The following is a 6,000-nucleotide window of genomic DNA, read 5'->3' as shown; positions in this document are numbered from 1 at the left end:
GGAAGCGGGCACCAGTCCTGCAAAGTGAAGGGGCAAGCCGGAAGCTGTCTGAGCCGTAAGGCGAACTTAGCGGAGCGATCTCACCGAAGGTAGTTCTTCCGGCGTCCCGTAGCGTGCAGTGGCTGGTCGCTGAGGAAGCAAGCCTTGATTTTTGCTTCTTTTTATCAAGAAAAAGAAGAGTAAAAAAAGATTCCATGTGTGTATGGTATTATTTTGAACAATTACTTAAAATAATAAATATAATGTCATATTTAGCGAATGTAATCAACTTTATCAATGCGATTTAAGAAGGTAATATATTTCACTATGAGCTTATCTTTTACTTAACCGGATGCCGAACCATACTATACCGATCACCAGACCTATCAGCAACACGAAGATGATAACAACTCCAAACAGGGAAGTTTTGGCATTTACCTGTATCCGGACCGTTTTGTCTTCAGTTTCCACTTTACGGTTATCTGCCAGCGCTTCGGTTTTTATCTTTACTTCCTGTGCTCCAACGCCACTGTTTTCAGGAGGAAGGATGACCACCCTTACATTGGTTTCCTTTTCCGGATCCAATGTCCGGATCAGGTTCGGGGATATCCGGGTATTCCATCCCAATGGATTATCGGTCAGGATCCTGATATTATCCAGACGGCGGGAACCGGCGTTCCGGACAACAATATCCATAACTACACTGTCACCCGCATTAATTTCATGATACAGGTTGGTAGCCCTGACTTCAATTTTTCCTTTTCCCCGGGGGATCAGTTCCAACTCTTCATACCCACAGGAAAGACCGGCCAGTTGGTCCTGTTTTATATCGGAAACATCCATACCTGAAAGGGTATTGTATTGTTCATTGGTCAGTGCCAACACATGAAACTTGATGGGCTGGTCGATCTGTAGTTGTTCGTCATCCCTGTCCGGCAGGAATACACGGAGCGATAATCTTTTGGTATTCACTCCCTGTGCATATTTTATCTGTGACACTTTACTGTTTTCATCCACAAATTCATAAGTCACTTGTTGTGGCAAACCAATCACCATCAGCCGGTAAATATCATCGGATGTGGAAAATCTTTCCAGCGTCAACCCGTAAACAGCACTTGAGCTAAGATCGGCCTCCTGGGAAAATTGCATGGAGTTGATATCCACAACATTGATGCTTGCATCTTTTTTCAGGTAGATGTTTTTTTCATCCTTTCTCCCACTGTAATTGAGTACTACACGCAGATTTTCCGCATCTTTCAGCAATTCGAAATCGGCGGACGCTTCTTTGCCTATTTCGATGGCAGGGATCTGATATTCATATGGAGATCCGATGATGGTCTGGTCGGTGATATCCACCAATGAAACGAAGATATTATATACTTTACCGGAGCGCATTTCCGGCGTGAACACATCAAAATGTTCCTTGAACTGGCTCAGGTATTCTTCATTTCCTTCCAGCGTGCTTTTCAATGTTACCTTTACACGCCTTTCCCCATTGATGGTTTGGTACTTGACGGCCCGTTCGATGATCACATACGATTGTTGTGAGATCAACCGGAGAATCAATTTCTGATAATCCACCTCCCGGCTCAGCAAGGAATTTTTCGATTTGGTAAAATCGTTAGCAGAAATAGCTTGTTCATTGTATAAGCGAGTATCATTTTCAAATTGCTGCTTGGCTACTTCGTAATCGGCACGTGCCTTTTTCAGGTCGAGTAATAGGGCGGCCTCACTGTTTCCATCGCTTTGCGCCGACATGTTTATACAACAGAAAGCTATGATCCCCAAAAAGATAAGTATTTTTTTCATTATGAATGATTGATGAATTCTCTGATTATACAATTTTGAATGGTACGGTTGCATATATTTCTACTCTGTATTGACGGATGGATCACTCTGAATCACATAACTCCGGTTATACTCAAAATCCCACATGGTTTTACGTTTCAGGTCTGCCAGGGCTAGCTGGTAGGTAATGTATGCATTCAGGAAATCGAGCCTGACCTGTGAGAGCCGGGCCTGTTCCACAGACAATTCCTGACCGGTAATGTCTCCATTCTCAAAACGCATCCGGTTAATATGGTAACTACGGGCCGCATTTTCCGAATTTTTCTGGTTGATCCTGAAACGGTTTTCCGCCTCGTATACGGTCCGGACAATATCACGGATTTCTTTTATGATCACATTATTGGTGTTTTCAAGATTGAGTTGCTGTTCTTTTAACCGTATGGTCTGGCTCCTGACAATATTTTTTCCCCGTCCCCAATCCAGAATAGGGATGGATAATGTGAGTGTAACCCCTCTGTTATCAGGCCTGTCAATCATATTATCGAAGGAAGACTGAAAAAGGTCGGCCACATTTTTTACTGATTTGGTACTTAAACCGGTGAGGTCGTAGTAGGCGGAAATATTCCCTTTGAATTCCCGTTCCCGCTTGGCCCTGTCCACAGCAATTTCCTGTAATTTTACATCATATTCTCCTTCCTTGATTTCCAAACGGTTGGCCAATGCCTGATCGATGGCTGTCTGCAGGTCAACAATGATACTTTCAAATTCCATTTCTGCCAGAATATCGATCTCTTCATTCATGTCCATACCTATCAGCAATTTGAATTCATCCTTCTCGGCTTCATAAAGGCCGATGCTTTCGGATAAACGCGCGTCATTCTGTGCCACATCGATCTCAGTGATCAATACGTCGCCTTCAGGTATATTACCGGTCTCAAATTTTAATTTGGCGATCCGCAATGCTTCCTGTGAATTTTTAAGACGTTCCTCATTGATCTGCTTCTCATAGGAAGCCCGGTACACTTCATAAAATCCGCGTGTTACCTGATAAACGATGTTCATCTGCGCACGGGTAAAATACAATTCTGAACGTTCATATTTGTATTGGGCCTCTTTCAGGTTTTCACGTAACCTGTTCTTGGTAAATATCGGCTGGTTAAAAATGATTCCGTACTGGGTATATGCTTGTCGGCGTTTTAAGGTGCTATAATCCAATGCAAAGGTGGTTCTCAGAGCCTCATGGTACATCAATCCCGATAATGCCAGATTACCTCCTGTAGGCAATACATAAGTGAACCGTAGATCACCACCAAAACGTACAGAACTGGTGGAATTATACACCGGCAGATCATCTACCTGGGCTACGGCACTTACGCTTTCATCCCACGAAGGAGTAAATACATTAAAATCCAGACGGGGCTTGAACTGTGCTTTGTAGTATTGGTATTCAAACCGCATGGCCTGGCGGCTGTTGTCATTCGATCGAACAGTATAACTGCCGTGTAATGCAATTTCTATGGCTTGTTCAATGGTCAATAGCTTATTTTCCTGAGCATTACTCAATGTAAACCCCAATATACATCCTACCACAGGTAAAATTAATCGTTTTTTCATTCCAAACATATCAATAATCTACCTGATAAACAATGTTTGTGCCAAACGATATAAATTGTTGATTGTTAATCGATTATTGTTGATTGTTAGATGAGCATAAATGAAATCATGGGTAATTATTTACCCGGGTTGCGGGTAAGTAATTACCCAAATAAACATTGCAACATCATATATGGGTATTTTTCTGAGGTCTTTTGAATAGTTAATGGTGATTCCAGATGAATCCACAAGCCCAAAGTTTGTCATAATAAAATGAGTAAATCATACACACTCCATTACTTACCTGGTTATGTGAGATCGTTTACGCTATGTTTTCCATTTTCCATTCTCCATTACTTGCTGATGCTTATGAGACCGGCTATCGCCTAAATTCTTCATTCTCCATTGGCTACACCGAGCTAAAGGTTCTCCATTCTCCATTTTCCATTTTTTCTTATAGTCCGTATTTTTTCATTTTATTGAATAATGTCTTCCGGCTTATGTTCAGGGCATCTGCCGTCAAAGTCCGGTTATAATCATATTTTTTGAGGGTCTCTTCTATCAGTTCTTTCTCTATACGGGCATTTACATCTTTTATTTTGTTGGTTTCACCTTCGTCCATGATAATGGTTTCAAAAGTAGATGGGTAACCTTTTACCCGCATGGGGAGATGATCGGTATCGATGATCTTCTGCTGTGCAAGGATCATGGCGCTTTGTACGGCATTTTCCAGGTCCCTCACATTTCCCGGCCACTCATAATTAATCAGTTTTTCCATGGCCTGTTTGGTAATGCTTTCGACAGATAACCCGAGTATTTTGTTGTATTTCAGGATAAAATGATCCACTAGCCGGGGAATATCTTCTTTGCGTTCCCGTAATGAAGGAACCTGGATGGTAAAAATATTCAAACGATACAACAAATCCAGCCTGAATAATCCCTGACGTACCCGTTCTTCCAGATTGCGGTTAGTCGCGGCAATAATACGGACATCCACCGTGACCGGTTTATTGGCTCCGATCCGTTTGATCTCCCTTTCTTCCAGTACCCTGAGTAGTTTTACCTGTGCGTCTAACGGCAGTTCGCCGATTTCATCCAGAAAAAGCGTACCGTGATTGGACTGTTCAAAAGCACCCTCATGTGTCTTCTTGGCATCGGTAAAAGCGCCCTTCTCATATCCGAAAAGCTCGCTTTCGATAAGTGTCAGGGGAATGGCGCCACAATTCACGGCAACAAATGGTTTTTCGGAACGTGGACTCAACTGGTGTACCGCACGTGCGACCAGTTCTTTGCCTACTCCGCTTTCACCCAGGACCAGGACAGTAGCGGACGTCGGTGCCACTTTGCGTACCTGGGACATCACATGCCGCCATTTGTCACTATTACCAACGATCTGGCCGAACGAATATTCTTTGATCTGCTTTTTCAGGTGATGCAGTTCCCCGGATAATTTCTTATACTCAAACGCCCGTTGTACCGTAAGTAGTAGTTTGTCATTATCAAAAGGCTTTTCGATAAAATCATAAGCTCCTCCCTTAATTGCATTGACAGCCAGTGATATGGATCCATGAGCCGTTACAATGATGACTACCTGATCGGGGCGTGTCGATTTTATTTTCTCCAGTACCTCAATTCCGGTCATATCGGGCATCTGCTGGTCCAGAAGGATCAGATCCGGGTCAAATTGTTCCGCAGCAGCAATAGCAGCCGATCCGTTTTCCACCATCCGTACTTCATATCCCTCGTCTTTTAATAATAAAGACATTACTTTTCTGATTTTGGCTTCATCGTCTGCAATCAATATACGCATGAATAAGAATTAGTAGGATATAATAATTCAAAAAAATAATGTTTGGATTTCCATTTTGGGTATTAATATCTCAAAAGCACTTTTATTTCTGTCTTCATAATTTCCCCATACAATGTTGTTTATCCAATCAATAAAGATTAAGTTATTTACATTTCTGCTATCTGATGGTAAATCAATAATTTTTGTACTGGAATTATGTTCAAACCACATTGTCGTTTGCAAATAATCTATTAAACTGTTTCCTGATTTTACTTTAATAGATTTATTATCCCGAATCAAATTTACAATTGGATGTTTTTCTATTTTAGGCAAAATAGATAATTTTAACATGTAATTATATAACTTATTAGCATCTTCCCTGATATGTTTTTGAACTCTTTCTTTAGATACTGTTATGTGTCCGATTATTATATCAGGATGATTCTTTAAAAGATCCATTGTTTTATTTGCAACATATATTTTATTTTCTACGGATAAGGAACTTCCTTTTATCTCCTCTGTTGTGGGAATATGTAATTTACTATATAGTTTTTTTATTATTCGTTTTATAAAATGCTTTTTTTCAGAAGGACAGATAATGTATGCAATAGTTAGAAATCTACTTGACCCACCTTTTCTATATGGTTTGTCAAATATCCAACCTAGATCACCACTCTCGTCTAAATATATGTTTAATGCCATATGAAAATAAAAAAAGGCAGACCCTGAAAGAGGCATACATACAGTATGCTTATGACACTTATCACTCTTACTCAGGATTTACCTGCCAATTTACAAAGGTAATACTTTTTGTAAAAAAAACTGTATTTTTTATATTTAATATTTGTTAA

Annotated in this window: 5 protein-coding genes; all 5 read right to left on the bottom strand. The window is 40.6% G+C overall.

From position 1 onward, the window contains the following. Window positions 1–196: hypothetical protein (locus LBQ60_12090; protein ID MDR2038654.1), on the bottom strand; the 196-nt coding region annotated here is incomplete at its 3' end. Window positions 197–312: 116 nt separating this feature from the next. Next, window positions 313–1,788 (bottom strand): hypothetical protein, encoded by a 1,476-nt coding sequence (locus LBQ60_12085; GenBank protein ID MDR2038653.1) that lies wholly within the window; start codon window positions 1,786–1,788, stop codon window positions 313–315. 60 nt (window positions 1,789–1,848) lie between these two features. Further along, window positions 1,849–3,381: a TolC family protein gene (locus LBQ60_12080; GenBank protein MDR2038652.1), complete on the bottom strand. Its 1,533-nt coding sequence runs from the start codon at window positions 3,379–3,381 to the stop codon at window positions 1,849–1,851. A gap of 433 nt (window positions 3,382–3,814) precedes the next feature. After that, window positions 3,815–5,170, bottom strand: a complete 1,356-nt coding sequence (locus tag LBQ60_12075; GenBank protein MDR2038651.1) for a sigma-54 dependent transcriptional regulator — start codon at window positions 5,168–5,170, stop codon at window positions 3,815–3,817. 27 nt (window positions 5,171–5,197) lie between these two features. Beyond that, window positions 5,198–5,851: a DUF3800 domain-containing protein gene (locus tag LBQ60_12070; GenBank protein ID MDR2038650.1), complete on the bottom strand. Its 654-nt coding sequence runs from the start codon at window positions 5,849–5,851 to the stop codon at window positions 5,198–5,200. Between the last annotated feature and the right edge of the window lie 149 nt (window positions 5,852–6,000).

The sequence above is a fragment of the Bacteroidales bacterium genome (assembly GCA_031275285.1).
Lineage (GTDB): Bacteria > Bacteroidota > Bacteroidia > Bacteroidales > UBA4181 > JAIRLS01.
The sequence above is the reverse complement of the archived record's forward strand: the minus strand, read 5'-3'. Positions and strand labels throughout refer to the sequence as shown.